Origin of the sequence: Cellulomonas sp. SG140, from assembly GCF_025770785.1 — a bacterium.
Taxonomy (GTDB): Bacteria; Actinomycetota; Actinomycetes; order Actinomycetales; family Cellulomonadaceae; genus Cellulomonas.
This window is the reverse complement of sequence record NZ_JANZLA010000002.1, coordinates 544159-562552: the sequence shown is the minus strand read 5'-3', so window position 1 is coordinate 562552 and position 18394 is coordinate 544159. Positions and strand designations below refer to the sequence as shown.

Here is an 18394-nt window from a genome sequence, read left to right as displayed (position 1 = left end):
GTCGAGTGCGGAGCCTGACCTCCGGGCCGCGGCCAAAGCCACCATCGTTGACCTGCCGCGAGGCGCTTCCAGCAGAGGGTCAATCCCACCCCGTCGCCACAGGGTCAATTCCAACCCGTCGTTGACAGCTCTCTCGCCCACGAGGTGGTCCTCTTCAGCGACTGGTTCGTGAAGACTCTCACCGATGCCCTCGCCGGACCCGCACAGCGCGCTGCGGACAGGGCGGCACGGCAGATCACGGCGGCCGGCGACCCCCTCGAAGTTCTCCGCGAGGCTTTCGTCCAGCGGTTGGCAGCGCACGTCAGAGAGACCTTGGGGGTCGCGTTCGACGTGCCCCTCTCTGTCCCGCCCGAGCCTCGCGCGCAACGGGCCGACGTCATCGTCGGGCCCGTCTTCGACAACCGGCTGGACTTGCTCTCATGGGCTGTCCCGATGCGCCTGGTCCGACCGCTCGTGCACCGCCACTTCGCCAGCCTGACCCGTCGCCAGGTCGAGACCAACGTGCTGCGACTGGCCTACCAGGTCGCGAGCCGCGCGGCGGCGGAGCTCGACAGCTTCGCCGACAGCTGTGTGGACGTCATGGATGGCGAGCTCGCAGCATGCGAACGGCTGGTCGGCGCGCTGCAGGACGAAGGACCGCTGCTACGGCAGCATCTGTCGGTCCTTTCCGCCGGCGACGGAGCGGCAGCCCAGGCCACGGCGGGGCGTGCCGGGTAGCATGGGCCGCGGGTGATGGATCCCGCCCGGGCCGATGCGTCCGAACCGCCACGACGGCTGATGGTTCCTGTCTCGCCGTCGACGGCGGGCAGGCCACGAGCGTGCCCGCGGGAGGAGATCGCGCTTGAGCCGCTCCCAGGTCCCCCAGCCGCATCCGTCTCGGATGACCGACTTCGACGGGCACCCGGCCGTCGTCGGCATCGTGCCGGGCCAACCCGAGCTCGTCGCTCTGAGTGCAGCAGCCTGGGCGCGCGCGGCCACCGGTGTCGGACTGTACTTCGCCTACGTGGACCCGACCCGGCACACCGTCGAGGAACTACCCGACGGCAGCGTCCGCCACGTCCCCGTCGATCCGGACAGCGTGGACGACTCGTGGGTCCAGCGTCGGGGACGCATCGAGGCGCACCTGCACGACGTGGTGGACCCCACGGGCGTCCCGTGGCAGTTCCGGTACCTCGCGGGGCGCCCCGACCGCGCTCTGACGCACCTGGCCCGGGCCGTCGACGCGGCGGTGATCATCGTCGGCACCCGGGCTCCCGGCGTCCGCGAGAGCGTGCGTGCCTTCGTCGAGGGATCGGTTGCGGTCCAGCTGGCGCATCACCAGCACAGACCGGTGCTGACGATCCCGCTCAGCGTGGTGGACTGGAAGGCGCAGATCGCGTGGGCGTGAGGACGTGGACGTCGACCCGGTCAGCGGCCGCCCGGACGTCCCGCCCGCTGTACGCCCGACCTGGCTACCTGGCGATGCTCGTGGTTGGCGGCGGGCTTGGTACCGCCCTTCGCTCGTGGCTGGAGGGCCGATTCGTCACAACGACGGGTGGGTGGCCGTGGGCCACGTTCACCATCAACGTGGCAGGTTCTTTGCTGTTGGCGATGCTCATCACGACTCTGGCTCGCAGCGGCCCGGACTCGGGGTGGCGGCGACGGGTGCGGGTCGGCGTCGGCACGGGTGTGCTCGGTGGCTTCACGACGTACAGCACCTTCATCGTCGAGACGGACCAGCTCCTACGAGGTGGACACGTCGGACTCGGATTCGCGTACGCCGTCGGCAGTGTGGTGACCGGTGTGGCGGCGGCATTCGTCGGTGTGCTGGTGGCCCGGCGCGCTCCTCGCGTGGCGCCTCTTGCTACCGAGGAGCAGGTATGACCGGGGCTGTCCTCGCCGTCGCCACCGCCCTGGCAGGGGGCGTGGGAGCTGCGCTGCGGTTCGCGGTCGACGGTCTGGTGGGCCGCCACCGCCGCGGATGGTTCCCGCTGGGGACGTTGCTCATCAACGTGTCCGGCTCCTTCCTGCTCGGCCTGCTCACCGGGCTGGTGCTGCACCACCCCGGCGACGCAACCCTCAAGGTGGTCTTCGGGACCGGCCTCGCCGGCGGCTACACCACGTTCAGTACCGCGAGCGTCGAGGCGGTGAACCTGGCCACGACCGACGGGCGCCGCTCGATCCTGGCGGTGGCCCACGCCGCCGGCATGCTCGTGCTGTCGATGGCCGCCGCCGCGCTCGGGATGTGGTGGGGATGACTGTGCCCGGCCCGCGAGAGCTGGGCACCGCTGCGCCTGGTGACGGCGCGCCGCGGCTGGACCTCCTCGTGCCACCGGGGCTCGGCGGACGACCGGACCGGTCTGCGCTGGGGACGAGGACGTCCGCTGACACCTTGCGGGACCTGGCGCTCGACGGCTTCGTCGACAGGTTGGCCGCCCTTACGGGAGAGAGCTTGCGGGCGATCCTGGTCACGCCGCTGCGGACCGTCGACGCGGTGCGGTTCCGGCAGCACGTGTTCGAAGATCTGGATGACGAGGGCACCCGTTCGACCGTCGAGGCCTTCGTCGAGGTAATGGGGACAGCCAGCGGGTACCGCACGCACCAGTCGCGGGCACATCACCCGGTGGAGGCCGACCTCTGGGGCGCCCGCGCGGTCGGTGAGTACGTCCGGGCGGTCGACAGGCTGGCGAACGACCTTCCGGCTTCCCTTGCCAGCGCACCGGCGCGCTCGCTCGCTCTTCGGAGTCTGGCGCAGTTCGCCGACGCGTACGCAGCCTCTGACGGGTTCGGCGCGCTGCGCGCACACGCGACCCGGGTGGAAGCCGGTCTGGCCCAGGTCCGATACGCCGTTCTGGTGCGCGGACCGAAGGTCACGGTCGCCCCCCTGGGCGACGAGCCGGACCTGCAAGCGCAGGTGCTGGCCGCCTTCGATCGGTTCCGCCAGCGTGACCCGGCGGCGGCCGCACACGCACCGGCTCCGGGGCCCAACCTCGACCACGTGCAGGCACAGCTGCTGGGGCTGGTCGCGCACCTGTTCGAACCTCTGTTCCGCGATGTGGCCTCCTTGGCGGGCGCCGCCGGGGTGCCCGATGCGACGTTGGCCTCCGCCGCCGAACAGCTGCGGTTCTACCTCGCGTGGCGTGCCGCACTGGCGCCCGCCGACGCGGTGGGCTTGCAGACCTGCCTGCCGGACGTCGTGGCCGGGGACGTCGAGCTGCACGCCGAGGAGACGTGGGACCTGACGCTTGGCCTCGAACACGCAGCCGATGGTCGTCGGGTCGTGACCAACCAACTGGACCTGCACGGAGACGAACGAGTGCTCGTCGTCTCCGGTCCCAACCAGGGCGGCAAGACCACGCTCGCGCGCACCTTCGGCCAGCTGCACCTGCTAGCGGCGTTGGGAGTTCCCGTACCGGGACGCGACGTCAAGGTCATGCTGGCCGACCGGGTGCTGACCGTGTTCGACCGCGAGGAGGTGGCCGGCGAGCTCGGCGGCCGGCTGGGCGCCGAGCTCGCGCGCGTGCACGCCGTGCTCGACGCCCTCACCCCGGCCAGTGCGGTGGTGCTGAACGAGGTGTTCTCCTCCACGGCACTGGCTGACGCTCGCTGGCTCGCGCGACGCGTTCTGGAGCGCCTCATCGCGGCCGGGGTGCCCACGATGCTGGTGACGTTCATCGACGAGCTGTCCCGGCTCGGGCCCGCCACGGTGAGCATGGTGGCGGAGGTCGACCCCCGCGACCCGACGGTACGCACCTGGCGGGTGCTGCGTCGCCGCGCCGACGGCCGGGCGTACGCAGACGCACTCGCGGACCGATACGGGCTGTCGGACGAACGACTGGCCCAGAGGCTGGCGCGATGAAGGTGCACCTGATGGCGGCCGACGCCGACGTGAACCCGACAGCCGTCGGCGACCTCGCAGACCCGGTGGCAGCCTTGGCCCAGGACCTGCAGATCGACGTGCTGCTGGACGCCATGGGATCCGGCGACCGACTGCAACGAGCTGCTGCGCGAAGTGCGCTCCTGTCACCCCTGACCTCGCCCGAAGCTGTCACCTACCGGCAGGAGGTCCTGGCCGACTGCTTGGCACACCCCCATGTGCCCCGGGCGCTGTACGACATCGCGACGCGCGCGCTCGAGGCCGAACGGTCCGTGTGGTGGAGCCCACGGTTTCGACCAGAGATGGTCCTCGATCGCGCGGTCCGTGTCCTCACCGCTCAGCTGGAGATCATCGAGGAGCTGCGTGCCCTGGTTGCGCAGCACGGTGACACGCTCGCGTCCCCCGGCATGCGGGCGTTCGTCAGGACCGTCCGCGCCGAGCTCGACGATGCCGGGATGGCGCAGCTTCGCGATCAGCTCGCCGTGCTCGCGCGCCGCGACACCCTGTTGTTCGCGGCCGAACTCGCGCCGGACGGCCAGGTGGAGCACCCCCTTCCCCGGACACCGATGAGCGCGGGTCGGGTGTTCCGTCGTGTGGCCCTCGCCAAGCCCAGGTTCTCCTTCACGGTGCCCGACCGGGACGAGGCCGGTTTCAAGGCCCTCGAGGAGCTGCGAGACCGTGCGCTGTGGCGAGTGGCGGACGCCGCCGACCAGGCTGCCGGTCATGTGCACGCCTTCCTCGAGGCACTACGGGGCGAGGTCGCCTTCTACCTGGGCTGCCTGGCGCTGCACGAGCGACTGACCACCGTCGGGATGCCTGTCTGCTTCCCCCAGCCCTTGCCGGTGGGAGACGACGACGTCCGAATCGAGTGCGTCTACGACCCCGCCCTCGTGCTGACCACCGGCCAGCCGGCCGTGACCAACGACGTGCATGCCGACGCCGTGCGGTTGGTGGTGGTGACCGGCGCCAACCACGGCGGGAAGACGACATTGCTGCGCGCGATCGGGCTGGCGCACCTGATGCTGGGCGCCGGGATGTTCGTGCCCGCCACAGCCATGCGTGCCGCACTGGTGCCGACCGTCCGCAGCCACTGGGCACGGGAGGAGGACGCGGACCTCCAGCACGGGAAGCTGGACGAGGAGCTGTCCCGCCTGAGCAGGCTCGTCGACGACCTCGACCCTGGCGCGCTGTTGCTGAGCAACGAGTCGCTCTCGTCCACGGACGAAGCCGAGGGCTCCCGGATCGCCCTGACCCTCCTCCGCGCGCTGACCCGTGCGGGCGTGCGCGTCGTAGCCGTGACGCACCTGTTCGACCTGGCTGGACGGCTCTACGAGTCGGGTGACCCGCCCGCTCTCTTCCTTCGGGCCGCACGCGGCGACAACGGGCAGCGGCCTTACCGGATCGAGCCCGGGTCGCCTCTGGCGACGAGCTTCGCACGGGACCTGTACGAGCAGGAGTTCGGGCCCGCCGCAGAGGGTGTGACGTCCGTCGGCGGCAACCGCGATCGTCTGGAAGGCAGCCATGAGTGAGAGATTGGGTCGCGCCGACGCGAGCGGGACGACGCCGGACGGGGCGCCGGCCGCCACCCCTGGTGACCGATGGCTGACACCTGGTGTTGTCTCGATCGGCATCGCGTCCTTGGCCAGTGACGCCAGCCACGAGCAGGTCACAAGCCTGCTTCCCGCCTTCCTGACGGCGACCCTGCACGCAGGTCCCGCGGCGCTGGGCGCCATCGAAGGCGCGTCGGACGCTCTGGTGGGGCTCAGCAAGCTTGTCGGTGGTCCGCTGGCCGCCGAGCCTCGGCGGCGGGCCCGACTCGCCTCGGGTGGATATCTCTTGACGACGGTCGCGACGGCAGCGATCGGCCTCGCGACAGCCGTCTGGCAGGTGGCGATCCTCCGCGCCGTTGCGTGGGCCGCCCGGGGCGTCCGCTCGCCGTCTCGGGACACCATGCTCGTGTCGCTCGTGCCCCCACGCGCGTACGGCCGAGCCAGCGGGGTCGAACGGGCAGGCGACAACCTGGGCGCGCTCATCGGCCCGCTCGTGGCCTCTGCGCTGGTCGCGGTGATCGGGGTTCGGCACGCCATGATGGTGTCCGTCCTGCCAGGCCTCGTCGCTGTCGCCTCCATCGGCATCGCCGGACGAGAAGCCCGCCGGCGGCTGACCGAGCCGGGAGCCACGGCCCGGCTGTCGTTCTCCCTGCGGGAGCTGCGCGCGGCCGGCATGGGCCGCGCGCTGGTGCCGATCGCCTGCTTCGAGCTCGGCAACGTCGCCACGACCTTGCTCATCCTGCGGGCCTCCACCGAGCTCGAGGCCGGCAACCGATCCGCGACGACCGCCACCAGCCTGGCGATCCTCCTGTACGCGCTGCACAACGCGGTGGCGGCAACGACCGCACTTGCAGGCGGTTCACTGACCGACCGCCTCGGCCCGCGCACAACCTTCACGGCGGGGGCAGCGGCGTACGTCGTGGCCTACGTCTTGTTCGCCGTCCCGACGGGAGGGTGGGTCATCCTCGCGGCCGGATTCGCCCTCGCGGGCGCCGGGATCGGACTGGCCGAGACGGCCGAGTCGACGCTCGTCGCGCAGACGTTGCCCGACCGGCTCCGGGGGAACGGGTACGGCCTGCTCGGCCTCGTCCAGGCAATGGGCGACCTTGGGGCGTCCCTCGTTGCCGGGCTGCTGTGGTCCGCCCTGTCCCCCTCCGTGGCGTTCGGCTACGCCGCAGCCTGGATGGTCGCCGCAAGCGCGCTCGCTGGGAGGGTGAGCGTGCACGGTCGAGGCCGCCGCTGAGTTCCGAAGCGCGACGACGACCCAGTGCGCATGCCGGAGCCAGTTCGAACCTGGCTGTCCGATACCGCTGGCGCCCGCGTGTCGACATGGGTGTCGACCTGACGACCGGCACACTCGAATGTGTGTTCGAGCGGAGTCGGCGGCGCTTCAAGCTGCCGCTTCTCGGGAGGAGATGCGATGTCCTTTCACTTCGAGTTCGACGAGCGAGCACTGCTCCGCGAGGTCGAACGGCAGGCCCAGCCGGCGATGGACCGGATCGCCGACGATCTCACTCAGGAACTGGATCAGTTTCGACTGAGGTTCGCCGGCCGCCCCACGGCGGAGATCCGAACGGAACTCCAGCGGCTGTTCGAGCGGGCAGGCGGGGAGATCACAGATCCGGAGCTCGCCGAGTACGCCGCGGCGATCGCGGCGGGGACGCACATTCGGATCGAGGCCGAACGGCTTCACCTTTAGGCGCTTCGGCGTGACCGCGGTGAGTATCGCCACACTCGTCACCGGGTGAGCGACCCTTTGTCGGGAGGAGAACGCCGGGTGGCCCGTGTGCGCTCTGTCGCCGACAAGCCTTGAGCAGTGGCGCTGAAGCGCACGACCTGTTGTGGGTGACCGTCGAATTGTGGGCCAGGACGACGGTCCAAAGTGATGACACCTCGAGCGACGTTGAGGGGTGATCTCGTTGGAGGACTGGGCGCTTATCAGGCGGTTGGCCCGCACCCCAACGCCCTCGCTAGCGTTGTGACCTCTGCGGAGTCCGATCGTGCACGTCCCCAGCATGGTGGGTACGTGTGACACCGGCGGTCGCCCGGAACGGGTCCGTCGGGTCGCTCTCACTTCTCCTGCTGAAGGAGGGCGCCCGGCGCAGGCATATGTTGCGCGGGAGTAGGAGCGTTGACCGGAACGGTCCGCTCAGGGCTCGGGCCCGAGCGCGGAGCCCGTTCGCTGACGTGGTCGAGACCTTCGAGAAGTTCTTGGGCGACGGTGACGACGGTGCTCATGTGGTGGCGCAGAACGTCGAGGTCCTCGGCCCATCCGGCGATGTAGGGGACGGAGTACGCCGCGGGGTTCATGCCGAGGTGGCTGGTGACGATGTAGGCGATCGATTCGGCTTCGACCTCGGCGGCGCCGCGGCACGTGCGGTCGATGCCGTAGTCGGGGAATCGTCTGGCGTGGTTGGCGCGGATGTGGCCGAGCTCGTGGGCGAGTGTCTTGGTGGCCTGGGCTGGTTCGAGGTCCTCGGCGACGACGACGAGCCTGTCCTCGGGCGCGGTCCAGCCGTTCACGCCTGTGGGGCAAGTGCGGCGTTCGAGCCGGTATCCAGCGCTCGTCGTGAGGGTGGCGAGCCCGTCCCAAACCTCTCGAGGTGCCTGACCTGCGAGCAGTTGCGGCTGAACGCTGGGCAGCGGGGCGCCGTCGGTCTGGGTGACGTCGAAGACGTGCACCACTCGGAACCCCTGCAGCTCGCGCCGTCGCAGGGGCTCCTCATCGCCCGGCCGTGCCGGCGCAACAGCTTCCCGCACGTCTGCCTCGGGCGGTACTTCATCGCGGCTTCGGTACACGCACGGGGCGAGGATTGCGATGCCGTGCTCGCCCTTGACCACGTGCCGGTTCAGGCCGTTCCAGGTGCGGATACCGGCGACGCGAGTGGCGTCGGGGCGCTGGGCTGCGATGAGGAGCACGTTCGAGGGTAACTGCGGCCAATCACATCGAGTGCGTGATTCAGGGGCACTGCACGGCGTTCCGCCGTCGGGATCTCGGCACATCGGCGGACGGCGAAGGCCGAGCATAGGGGGCCCGGACGGGCTGTCGGGGGACGATGGACAACGCCGCAATCTTGCATCGGATACATGATACGGTCATCGGACCGCGACGGGTATGGGATGGAGATGGATGCCTGCTGATCGATCGCTGCGGGTGGCGGTGCCTGGCTCGGCCGCGTCCGTGCTGGCCGCGGGCGTGTCGTTCCTTGCCCCGGAGGAGGCGGTCGTGGAGGCGATGCTGGCGGGCTGGGCCGCTCAGCAGACCTCGAGGCTCTTGGCCGCCACCACGATCGAGCAACGGCTGTTGTTGGTGCGCCGACTGGTCGCGTTCACCAACGCCTACCCGTGGGCGTGGACCCCGGGCGATGTCGAGGAGTGGACGACGGCGCTGGTCGGTCGGGGGTTGGCGCACTCGACGCTGCGCAACTACCAGATGGCGGTGCAGCTGTTCTGCGGGTACGTGACCGATCGCCGCTACGGCTGGGACGAGGTGTGCGAGCAGCGGTTCGGCACCCACCCTGTGCAGGTCTTCCACGAGTGGAACACCGCCGTGCACCGCGACCAGAGCGAGGCGCGCCCCGGGAATCGTCCGCTGAGCCGCCAGGAGCTGCAGAGGTTCTTCGACTACTGCGACGAGCGGGTTGTGGCGGTGGGTAGGTCCGGGCGCAAGGGCTGGTTGGCGGCGTTTCGTGACGCGGCGTTGTTCAAGACGGTGTACGCCTTCGGGTTGCGCCGCCGGGAGGTGGCGATGCTGGACCTGGCTGACCTGTCGGGCAACCCGCACGCCGAGCAGTTCGGCCGCTACGGCGCGGTCTCGGTGCGCTACGGCAAGGCGATGAAGGGTGGCCCGCCGCGTCGACGCACGGTGCTGACCACGATGGGCTGGGCTGCCGAGACCCTCGCGGAGTGGGTTGAGGAGATCCGGCCCGCCTACGCCTCGACGTCGACGACGTTGTGGCCGACCGAGCGGGGAGCGAGGATCTCGACCGATCACATCAACACCAGGTTCGCCGCCTACCGCGACCAGTGCGGTCTGCCGGGCGAGCTGGGGCCGCACTGCCTGCGCCACTCCTACATCACGCACCTGATCGAGGACGGGTTCGACCACCTGTTCGTTCAGCAGCAGGTCGGCCACTCGTGGGGGTCGACCACCGCCGGGTACACCACGGTCGGCTCGGATTACAAGAACCATGCGCTGCGCCGGGCCCTGGGCCGGGCGTTCACCGATCCCGCCGGCGCATGACAGACAGGAGCGCCGCGATGGCACCCGCCCGCAAGCTGGGATACGCCTGGCACCTGAGACTGCGGATGGCCGAGCACAACATGTTCGCCACCACCGACCTGGTGCCGCTGCTGGCCGAGCGCGGCGTGGTCCTGTCGGCCGCGCAGGTCTACCGCCTGGTCACCCAGACCCCCGAACGCCTGAGCCTGCTCACGCTGATGGCGCTGTGCGACATCCTGGCCTGCAGCCCCAACGACTTGATCGAGCCCGTCGCGGCGACCCGCCGGACCGGGGCGACCGGCACCAGCGGGTCGGCAGCGATCGCGTCAGCGGACGGGCGGCGGGGACAGGTTCCGCGGCGGGCCGAGATCCACCGCGACCGGTGAGCGATCCGCCGTGTGCCGGGTGCGGGCGGCAGGTCACGCTCAGGGGCGCCAGCCTGCACGGGCGCATCTGCACAGCGTGCGTGGCCCGCGCCCACCAGGGCCTGTGCGCCTCGTGCGGTCGGCACCGCAAACTCGTGGGCCGCAACGGCGACGGGGCGCCGTGGTGCGACGCCTGCTACCGCGCGGGCGGTGCCGGCCGGCTGGCCGCCCGGCGCCGGGCTGTGATCCTGGCCGTCGCGGCGGCCGAACCGGCGTTGGCCGAGGCCACCGTCCTTCGAGTCATCGACCAGATGGCCGACGGACGCCGGTTGGGGCAGCTCGCCGACCACCTGCTGGCCAACCCCGGCGTCCTGGTCATCGGACCGAACAGTCGGCCGCCGGTCCTGGACCGCTTCGTCGGCGCCCTGGTCGCAGCGGGGGCCGAGACGATCACGTCGATCCACCCGACCTGCCGGGAGTGTGGGCGGACCCGACCCGCCCACCACCAGCTCCCCGGCGGGGCGACGATCTGCTCCGCCTGCTATGCCCGACGTACCAGTGCACGACCGTGCGGCGGCTGCGGTCGGCGGCGGCGCCCGTACGCGCGCGACGAGGCCGGTCACCCGCGCTGCCGCAGCTGCACCGACCGAGCCCGCGCAGAGGTCGAACAAGCCGAGGCGCTCGAGCAGCTCACGTCGGTGCTGACCGGTCAGGTGTCGCTGGACCATGCCCAACTCACCGGAGTCCTGACGGCTGTGGCGCCCCGCGGCCATGACCTGCGGACCCTTGCCCGACTGCTCGACGAGCACCGCCTGACCGACCCCGGACTCCCGTTCGTCGTCGCCCGGCTCGTCATCGCGTTGCGCGTCGCGGGGGCTGACCTGCCCTTCCCACCGTGCCAGTCCTGCCAGCAGCCCTGTGGCAGCGACGCGAGCGTGTACGGGGCTCGGGTGCGGTGCCGGACCTGCGTGCGGCACTGCCCTGGGTGCGCCAGGCCCGCCCGGCGCGAGGATGAACGCGTGTGCGGACGGTGCCGCCGGGACGCTCATCGGCGACGGGGCCGCTGTGCGACCTGCGCCCAACCGGACCGGGTCCTCGACGACCGGGGGCTGTGCCGTGGGTGCCGGGAGCGGGCGGCGCGCCGCTGCGCCGACTGCCACCAGAACCGGCCCCTGACCGCCGTCGCCGGACAGCAGTTGTGCGACAGGTGCGCGCTGGTGCGGACCGTCGACGGGCTGCTGGTCGACCACCCGCCCGGGGCCCTGCACGCCCTGAGGGCACCGATCCTGGCCGCCGAGCCCATGACCACCGGCCGCTGGCTGCGCCGACCAACGATCACCGCGCTGCTCGCAGCTCTCGACTCCGGGCGGCTACCATTGACCCACGCCACCATGGACGCCCAACCCCCAACCAGGGCCATCGAGCACCTGCGCGACCTGCTCCTGGCCTCCGGCGCGCTGGCCCCCGACCCGGACCGGCCGATCGACCGACTCCAGCACGACAGCGACCAGATGCTCGCGGCCCTGGACGTCAACGACGCACGGGTCGTGCGCAGCTGGCTGCGCTGGCAGGTCCTACCGCGGCTGCGCCACCACCACGAGGGGACCGTCGACCTCGGCGCCGCCGTCGCCAACGCCAGGCGCACGCTGCGGTCCGTCATCGCGTTCCTGGCCACCATCGAAGCCACCCACCGCACCCTGGCGAGCGTTCACCAGGGCGACATCGACAGCTGGTTCGCCAGCCTCCGCGCCCGACCGCACCAGGTCCGGCCATTCCTGACTTGGGCCAGGCGCACCCGAGTGCTGCCCCCGGCGATCATCCTGCCGCCAGCGTTCAGCGGCCGGGGCGACCTGCGCACCGATCCGGAACACCGGTGGACCATCGCCCGCCGCCTGGTCCGAGACGACGACCTCGACCCCCTCGACCGCGTCGCCGGCGCCCTCGTCGTGCTGTACGCCCAACCGTTGGTGCGGATCTGCGCGCTGACCACCGACGACATCGCCACCGACGGCGACATCGTGACCGTTCGCCTCGGCGGCGACCGGCTCGAGCTCCCCGAACCCTTCGCGACACTGATTCAGTCGCTACCGCTGCGGCGTCGCCAGGGCGTCGCCGAACAGTTCCCGGGCGACTGGCTGTTCCCGGGTCAGCGGGCCGGTCGCCACCTCGCGGCCACGAGCCTGGGAAGGCGGCTGCGCACCATCGGCATCGAACCGCGCCGGACCCGGCTGGCCGCCCTCGACCAGCTCAGCGCCGAGATCCCACCGGCGATGCTCGCCGGCGTCCTGGGCCTCAAGACCTCGCACGTCGTTCGGCACACCACTTATGCGGGCGGCGACTGGGGGCGCTACGCAGCCGACCGGGCAACCTGACGAGCGCCGACGGGTGCATGTCAGGCACAGCAGGAGGTATGTGCCACTGGTTGCCGAGGGGGCCGGCGACGATGGGGCAGGCTCTCGGCCATCGTGAGGTACGGCCCGCAGGTGTTGGCGAGGTCGTCGACCGTCATGCCGGCCTTGAGCGCGCCGGTCGCGGCGAGCATGATCTCCCCGGCGCCGTCAGCCTAGGGAAGAGCGCTTCCTGCGTCGTACGGTCGCGGCCACGAGCAGGGCGATGGCGGCCCCGGTAACCAGGCACCGAGCGCGCCGACCGCACCCGGTGTCAGGAGCGCGGGCCCGGCGCACAAGCTGACCGCGCTCAGGACGACTCCGGGCCCGCGTAGCAGCGAGGCCGGGCTTCTCGGGCTCGCGGGTGGGCTCTGGCTTGTGCGTCGACCCTCTGAGGTCCCCTTCTGGTGGTTGGTGTGGTCTCGGTCCTGCGGGTCGGCTCTGGTCAGCAGCACCCGTGGGCCTGAGGGTCGCTGGGCGCGAGTTGTTCGAGCATCGTCGTGGTCATCTCGACGGCGAGCCGGTAGGCGTCACGAACCGGGAGCACTTCGCCGTCCGGGTGCTCATCGAGCCACGGGAGGGCGTCCGCCGGCGAGGCGAAGTAGTGGACCTGGTTGCAGAATGACGAGCGGATCGAGGACAGGTCCTCGGGGTTGACCAGCGACACGACGGCAGTGGCCGGGTCGACCGTGGTGACGCCGGTCGGGTTGGCGGTCACCCGAATCGTGCTGCCACTGGTCGGTGAGGTGGACTCGATGGTTGCGGACCTCTCAAGCAGGGCAGGGAAGATCAAGGTGTCCAGGGCGCACCAGGTGTAGAGCTCGTCACCGTCGAGAGTGAACCGGTGCCGGGTGGGTCGCAAGGTCAGGCCCTGACCGATAATGCGGCCCTGCTGGTCGTATTCGGTCTCGGGTGTCGCGGCCAGGGCCTGGCGGGTCTGCTCGAGCGTCCGACCGGCAGCCTGGGCGAGGTTGCCCAGCTCGACGGGTTCTCCGGTTGCCAGCAGCCGGAGCAGCGGCACCCATAGGGCGGGGTCCATCCCGGTCGTGTTCGGGGAGATCAGGCGGTCGCCGAGGTCATGGTGGGCGGAGGTCATGGAAGGTGTTCCTTTTCTTGTTGTTCGGTGCGGGTTCACGAGGCGCAGCAGGAGAGCTGGGAGACGTCGGTGGTGAAGGACTGGCAGGCGATCTTGATGCCCTCGGCCATGGTCAGGTACGGGGCCCACTGGCGGGCGACCTGGTCGACAGTCATGCCTGCCGCCAGCAGGTAGACGCCGGCCGCGGCGAGCTCACCGGCGTCTTTGGCGACCGCGGTCAGGCCGAGGATCGCCCCGGTGCGGGCGTCGGCGACGACCTTGATGAAGCCGCGGATGTCGCGGTTGACCAGTGCCCGGGGCACGTACTCCAACGGCAGGACGCGGCACTCGCACTCGATGCCGGCGGCGACCACCTCTCGCTCGGTCATGCCCACCGCGCCGAGCGCCGGACTGGTGAACGTCACCCTAGGCAGGTGCCGATAGTCGACCGCCCGGCCGGCGCCAGCGAAGGCGTTGTCAACCACCAGCGTGCCGTGTGCCGCCGCGACGTACACGAACTCCCGGTGCCCGGTGACGTCCCCAGCCGCCCAGATCCGCGGGTTGGAGCTGGCCAATCCGTCATCCACCACGACCTCTCCCGCGTCGCCGGTCTTGACGTCGACCGCCGCGAGACTCAGGCCCTCGGTGACCGGGCGACGGCCCATCGCGACCAGTAGCTTCGATGCCCGGAACTCCTGCGCCCCACCCGAAACGGTGGCGGTGACGACGATCTCATCGGTCGCGTCATCCCGGCGGACAGCGGTGACCGCGGCACGGCGAACCACCCTGATCCCCTCGTCGCCGAACACGGCCATGAGCGCACTGGACGCCTCCGGTTCCTCACGCGAGGCCAGCCGCGATCGGACCAGCATCGTCACCTTCGATCCGAGCCGGGCGAACAGCTGCGCCTGCTCCAGCGCGACGTACCCGCCGCCAAGCACGAGCAGCGACTCAGGCACCTCACCCAGCTCCATCGCTGTCGTGGATGTCAGATAGCCGGCACCGTCGGGACCGAGACCGTCGATCGGTGGGACCCACGGCCGCGACCCAGTCGCCACCAGATAGTGGTCGGCCTGGACTACGTCGGTTGTTCCATCGGGCCGAGCGACTCGCAGTACCGGCGCCTCGCGGGTGCCGGCGAACGTCGCCTCCCCCTGCAGGAGCTGCCACCCGTAGGACGCGATCAGGTCGACGTACTTCTGGTCGCGCATGGCCTCAACCAGCGCCTGCTTGCCGGCGATCAGTCCAGGCATATCCACCGGACCCGCTGAAGCGGCGATGCCCGGGAAGCGATCAGCGTCCAGCGCGCCGTGCCGCGCCTCGGCCGCCGCGATCAACGCCTTCGAGGGAACGCAACCGGTGTTCACGCACGTGCCGCCGACCGTCGACCGTTCGACCATCACCACCGACTTGCCCAGCTTGGTGGCGTGGATCGCGGCGGAGAACGCCGCACCACCCGAGCCCACGATCGCGAGATCGACCTGCGAGTTCCCCATGATGATGCCTTCCCTGGACTTGGGTCGATGCGTGGACGGGAGCCATACTGGACCTTCCAGTTCAGTGGAAGGTCAAGCGCGATGAGGGGACAAAGTCAATGCGGATCGGTGAGCTCGCTCACGCAACCGGCACCACGACCAAGACGCTCCGGTTCTATGAAGACCAGGGACTCCTCCCGCACGCCGAGCGCACCGCCTCCGGCTACCGGGACTACACGCCCGAGTCCCTTGGGCGGCTCGACTTCATCCGCCGCGGCCAAGCAGCCGGCCTGACCCTCGCCCAGATCCGGCAGATCCTCGGCATCCGGGACAGCGGCATGCCGCCCTGCGAACACGTCCGCGACCGGCTCGACGAACGGCTCACCAACCTGGACACCCAGATCGCCCAACTGGTCGCACTTCGCGACACCCTCGCCCAGCTACGTGACCAAGCAGCAGACGCCGAACCGGAAACCTGCCCTCCCGATCAGGTCTGCCGGTACCTGTGATGTGGAGCAAGACGAACTGTTCTGCAGGAGCAGATTGCGTATCTGGGGTCGAGCGCGCGGGGGTCGCTTCGGCCAGCGTCGGGTTCGGCGATGAAGCGGGCGACTGAGTCCCACCCTGTCGGCGATTGGTGCGAGAGACGGTCAGGCCCCGCGGGGGGCGTACATGATCACGGCGACACCCACGAGGCAGAGAGCCGCGCCGATGATGTCGTAGCGGTCGGGCCGAAATCCGTCGACCACCATTCCCCAGGTCAGTGACCCGGCGACGAACACGCCGCCGTAGGCGGCCAGGATGCGGCCGAAGTTGGCGTCGACCTGCAGCGTCGCCACAAGGCCGTAGAGGCCGAGCGCGATCACCCCGGCTCCTACCCACAGCAGGCCGCGGTGCTCACGCACTCCCTGCCACACGAGCCACGCGCCACCGATCTCAGCGATAGCGGCCAGGACGAACAGGGCGACGGACCTGGCGATCAGCATGTCCGCGAGCCTAGGCCGGGCAACGGGCCGGCGCTGGGCAGCTTCTACCTGGCCATGGCCCGCTGCGGACTGGATGTGCTGGTCACGGGACTGGTGGTGTGCAGCTTCGTGGCGCGTCCGGCGCGCACACCGTTGGCGATGACGACGACCTCGGCGAGCTCGTGGATCAGGACGACGGCGGCCAGCCCGAGCACGCCGGCGACAGCCAGCGGGATCAGGATCGCGATTAGCGTGAGCGACAGGCCGACGTTCTGCAGCATGATGCGCCGGGCCCGTCGGGCGTGGGCGAATGCCTGAGGCAGGGCGCGCAGGTCCGTGCCCATCAGGGCGACGTCGGCGGTCTCCAGTGCGACGTCGGATCCCATGGCGCCCATCGCGATGCCGAGGTCGGCGGTGGCCAGGGCGGGGGCGTCGTTGACGCCGTCGCCGACCATCGCTGTGGGCGCCTTCGTGCGCAGTGCGGCGACCAGGGTGGACTTGTCCTCGGGGCGCAGCTCGGCGTGGACGTCGCTGATGCCGGCCTGGGCGGCCACGGCGTGGGCGGTGGCGGTGTTGTCGCCGGTGAGCATGGTGACGGTGTAGCCCTGGCGGTGCAGCTCGGCGACGACTGCGTGCGCTTCGGGTCGCAGCTCGTCGCGGGCGCCGATCGCGCCGATGACCTGCCCGTCGTCCTCGACCAGAACGGCGGTGGCACCGGCTTCCTGCATCTGCTGCACCTGGTCGGCCAGGTCCCCGGCGGTGATCCAGCCGGGGCGGCCCAGCCGCGCGGCCCGACCCTCGACGGTGCCGGTCAGCCCGGCGCCAGGGATCGCCTGGACGTCGGCGGCGTCGGGCACGGTGTCGACCGCCGCGAGGATCGCTCGGGCTAGGGGGTGCTCGCTGCGCGCCTCCAGGGCGGCCGCGACGGCGAGGACCTGCTCGCGGGTGTGGCCCGAAGTGGTGGCGACGGCGACGACGGTGGGGGCGTTGGCTGTCAGGGTGCCGGTCTTGTCCAGGGCGATCGAGCGGATGGCGCCGAGCGCTTCCAGGGCGGCGCCACCCTTGATCAGGACACCGAATCGACTGGCGGCCCCGACGGCGGAGACGACCGAGACCGGCACGGAGATGGCAAGGGCGCACGGGGACGCGGCGACCAGCACGACCAGCGCCCGCTGGATCCATAGTCCCGGGTCCCCGAGCAGGGAGCCGACGACCGCGATGAGGGTGGCGACGATCATGATCGCGGGCACGAGGGGCTTGGCGACCTGGTCGGCGAGGCGCTGGGTCGTGCCCTTGCGGGACTGCTCGGTCTCGACGATGTGCACGATGCGGGCGAGCGAGTTGTTCTCGGAGGTGGCGGTGACCTCGACCTCGAGCGCTCCGGTGCCGTTGATGGATCCCGCGTACACCTCGGTGCCGGTGCCCGCCTCCACGGGGATGGACTCTCCGGTGATGGCCGAGACGTCCAGGGTCGTGCGCCCGGCACGGATGGTGCCGTCGGTGGCGAGCCGTTCCCCGGGCAGCACCAGCATGGTGTCGCCGACGACCAGGTCGGCCGGGTCGATCACCTGCTCGACTCCGGCGCGTCGAACCGTGGCCGTGTCGGGCACCAGGGACAGCAGGGCCCGCAGCCCACCGCGGGTCTTGGCCAGGGAGTATTCCTCCAGGCCCTCACTCAAGGAGTAGAGGAAGGCGAGCGTGGCGGCCTCGGCGAACTCACCGAGGATCACAGCCCCGACGGCGGCGATCGTCATCAGGGTGCCGACGCCGATCTTGCCCCGGGAGAGCTTCTTCAGGGTCTCGGGCACGAAGGTGCTCGCCCCGACCACCAGAGCGCCGATATTGAGTCCCAGCGCCCACCCGTCCTGACCGCTCAGCCCGAGCAGGAACGCGGCCAACAGCAGCGTGCCCGCGACCAGACCGGCACGGATCTCGCTGACACCCCAGATGCTGGTGACGTCGTCATCATCGTCACCATCGATCTCATCGGCGGTGGTCCGATCGGCACAACAGGCGTCGCTCACCGGGTGGTCTCCTCGTGTGTCGATGTGTTCGTGGACAGCGAGGTCTGGCCGACCGTCTGGCCCAGGCCGTAAGTGGGGCACAGCTCGACCGCGTGCCCGGTCGCGTCCAGCAACCGCTCAGCCGCCGCGAGGACCGCAAGAAGCTCGGGGCCCGTCGTCAGGAAGAACATCGAGGCCCGACCCTGAGGACGCGAGTCGACCAGACCACACTCCTTCAGACATGCCAGGTGCGCGCTCACCGTGCTCTGCGCCAGACCGATGTGCTCGGTCAAGTCCCGCACCCGATGCTCACCGTTGGCCAGATGCTGCAGCACAGCCAGACGCGTCGGGTCGGACAGCGAACGGAACAACGCAGCAGCCGGTGCCAGCGCCAGCACTCCGCCCGCAGGAGGCGTCGGAGGACTGGGTGGGGATCCGTCGCTCAGCATCGGCATGCGGCGATAATAGCGCAGTCTCGCGGTGCGCCAGTTTCGCC

18 protein-coding genes, 1 pseudogene and 1 riboswitch are annotated in these 18394 nt (G+C 70.6%); of the genes and pseudogenes, 12 read left to right on the top strand and 7 right to left on the bottom strand.

Annotation, left to right across the window (positions count from 1 at the left end; genetic code table 11):
- The first annotated feature begins 168 nt into the window (after positions 1-168).
- From N0B34_RS06410 to N0B34_RS06375, 8 genes are all read left to right on the top strand, one after another.
- Positions 169-717, top strand: coding sequence for a hypothetical protein (locus tag N0B34_RS06410; protein WP_263730481.1), 549 nt, complete (start codon positions 169-171; stop codon positions 715-717).
- Positions 718-719: 2 nt separating this feature from the next.
- Positions 720-794: riboswitch (Fluoride riboswitch) on the top strand.
- An 86-nt stretch (positions 795-880) separates the two neighbouring features.
- Positions 881-1387 carry a universal stress protein gene (locus tag N0B34_RS06405; RefSeq protein ID WP_263730480.1) on the top strand — a complete coding sequence of 169 codons (507 nt, stop codon included), beginning with the start codon at positions 881-883 and terminating at the stop codon, positions 1385-1387.
- Between the two features lie 74 nt (positions 1388-1461).
- Positions 1462-1863 carry a fluoride efflux transporter FluC gene (locus N0B34_RS06400; RefSeq protein WP_263730479.1) on the top strand — a complete coding sequence of 134 codons (402 nt, stop codon included), beginning with the start codon at positions 1462-1464 and terminating at the stop codon, positions 1861-1863.
- Positions 1860-2237 (top strand): fluoride efflux transporter FluC, encoded by a 378-nt coding sequence (locus N0B34_RS06395; RefSeq protein ID WP_263730478.1) that lies wholly within the window; start codon positions 1860-1862, stop codon positions 2235-2237. Before N0B34_RS06400 ends, N0B34_RS06395 begins: the two co-directional genes overlap by 4 nt.
- 134 nt (positions 2238-2371) lie before the next feature.
- A complete protein-coding gene (locus N0B34_RS06390) occupies positions 2372-3838 on the top strand; it encodes a MutS-related protein (RefSeq protein ID WP_263730477.1) in 1467 nt (488 codons plus the stop codon).
- The gene (locus tag N0B34_RS06385) at positions 3835-5385 is read left to right on the top strand and encodes a MutS-related protein (protein WP_263730476.1); all 1551 of its coding nucleotides are present in this window, start codon (positions 3835-3837) and stop codon (positions 5383-5385) included. The genes N0B34_RS06390 and N0B34_RS06385 overlap by 4 nt, the downstream gene beginning before the upstream one ends.
- Entirely contained in the window at positions 5378-6649 is a 1272-nt protein-coding gene (locus N0B34_RS06380; protein ID WP_263730475.1) for an MFS transporter, read from the top strand. The genes N0B34_RS06385 and N0B34_RS06380 overlap by 8 nt, the downstream gene beginning before the upstream one ends.
- Before the next feature lie 177 nt (positions 6650-6826).
- On the top strand, positions 6827-7105 hold the full coding sequence (locus N0B34_RS06375) for a hypothetical protein (protein WP_263730474.1): 279 nt from the start codon (positions 6827-6829) through the stop codon (positions 7103-7105).
- Between the two features lie 371 nt (positions 7106-7476).
- Here N0B34_RS06375 and N0B34_RS06370 read toward each other — a convergent pair whose 3' ends face one another.
- Positions 7477-8325, bottom strand: a complete 849-nt coding sequence (locus N0B34_RS06370) for an ImmA/IrrE family metallo-endopeptidase (protein WP_263730473.1) — start codon at positions 8323-8325, stop codon at positions 7477-7479.
- 211 nt (positions 8326-8536) lie between these two features.
- Here N0B34_RS06370 and N0B34_RS06365 point away from each other — a divergent pair, with 211 nt between their 5' ends.
- The 3 genes from N0B34_RS06365 to N0B34_RS06355 all read left to right on the top strand — a co-directional run bounded on the left by N0B34_RS06365 (position 8537) and on the right by N0B34_RS06355 (position 12365).
- Positions 8537-9649, top strand: coding sequence for a tyrosine-type recombinase/integrase (locus N0B34_RS06365; RefSeq protein ID WP_263730472.1), 1113 nt, complete (start codon positions 8537-8539; stop codon positions 9647-9649).
- Positions 9650-9666: 17 nt separating this feature from the next.
- The gene (locus N0B34_RS06360) at positions 9667-10014 is read left to right on the top strand and encodes a helix-turn-helix domain-containing protein (protein WP_263730470.1); all 348 of its coding nucleotides are present in this window, start codon (positions 9667-9669) and stop codon (positions 10012-10014) included.
- Between the two features lie 1196 nt (positions 10015-11210).
- Positions 11211-12365 carry a hypothetical protein gene (locus N0B34_RS06355; RefSeq protein WP_263730469.1) on the top strand — a complete coding sequence of 385 codons (1155 nt, stop codon included), beginning with the start codon at positions 11211-11213 and terminating at the stop codon, positions 12363-12365.
- A 20-nt stretch (positions 12366-12385) separates the two neighbouring features.
- Here the strand turns inward: N0B34_RS06355 and N0B34_RS18035 are convergent.
- The 3 genes and pseudogenes from N0B34_RS18035 to merA form a co-directional block, all read right to left on the bottom strand.
- A pseudogene (locus tag N0B34_RS18035) lies at positions 12386-12541 on the bottom strand (mercuric reductase); the annotation flags it as partial.
- A 284-nt stretch (positions 12542-12825) separates the two neighbouring features.
- Complete coding sequence (gene merB / locus N0B34_RS06350; protein ID WP_263730468.1) at positions 12826-13476, bottom strand: organomercurial lyase MerB; 651 nt, start codon at positions 13474-13476, stop codon at positions 12826-12828.
- 35 nt (positions 13477-13511) lie between these two features.
- Positions 13512-14951 (bottom strand): mercury(II) reductase, encoded by a 1440-nt coding sequence (gene merA / locus N0B34_RS06345; protein ID WP_263730467.1) that lies wholly within the window; start codon positions 14949-14951, stop codon positions 13512-13514.
- A gap of 98 nt (positions 14952-15049) precedes the next feature.
- On the opposite strand from merA, the gene N0B34_RS06340 reads away from it, so the two are divergent.
- Positions 15050-15439 carry a heavy metal-responsive transcriptional regulator gene (locus tag N0B34_RS06340; RefSeq protein ID WP_263730466.1) on the top strand — a complete coding sequence of 130 codons (390 nt, stop codon included), beginning with the start codon at positions 15050-15052 and terminating at the stop codon, positions 15437-15439.
- 141 nt (positions 15440-15580) lie between these two features.
- On the opposite strand, the gene N0B34_RS06335 is transcribed toward N0B34_RS06340, so the two are convergent.
- From N0B34_RS06335 to N0B34_RS06325, 3 genes are read right to left on the bottom strand one after another with little or no spacing between them, the layout of a single operon-like run.
- The gene (locus tag N0B34_RS06335) at positions 15581-15916 is read right to left on the bottom strand and encodes a YnfA family protein (RefSeq protein ID WP_263730465.1); all 336 of its coding nucleotides are present in this window, start codon (positions 15914-15916) and stop codon (positions 15581-15583) included.
- Positions 15917-15960: 44 nt separating this feature from the next.
- Positions 15961-17919, bottom strand: coding sequence for a heavy metal translocating P-type ATPase (locus tag N0B34_RS06330; RefSeq protein ID WP_263730464.1), 1959 nt, complete (start codon positions 17917-17919; stop codon positions 15961-15963).
- A complete protein-coding gene (locus N0B34_RS06325) occupies positions 17916-18347 on the bottom strand; it encodes an ArsR/SmtB family transcription factor (protein ID WP_263730507.1) in 432 nt (143 codons plus the stop codon). The genes N0B34_RS06330 and N0B34_RS06325 overlap by 4 nt, the downstream gene beginning before the upstream one ends.
- Between the last annotated feature and the right edge of the window lie 47 nt (positions 18348-18394).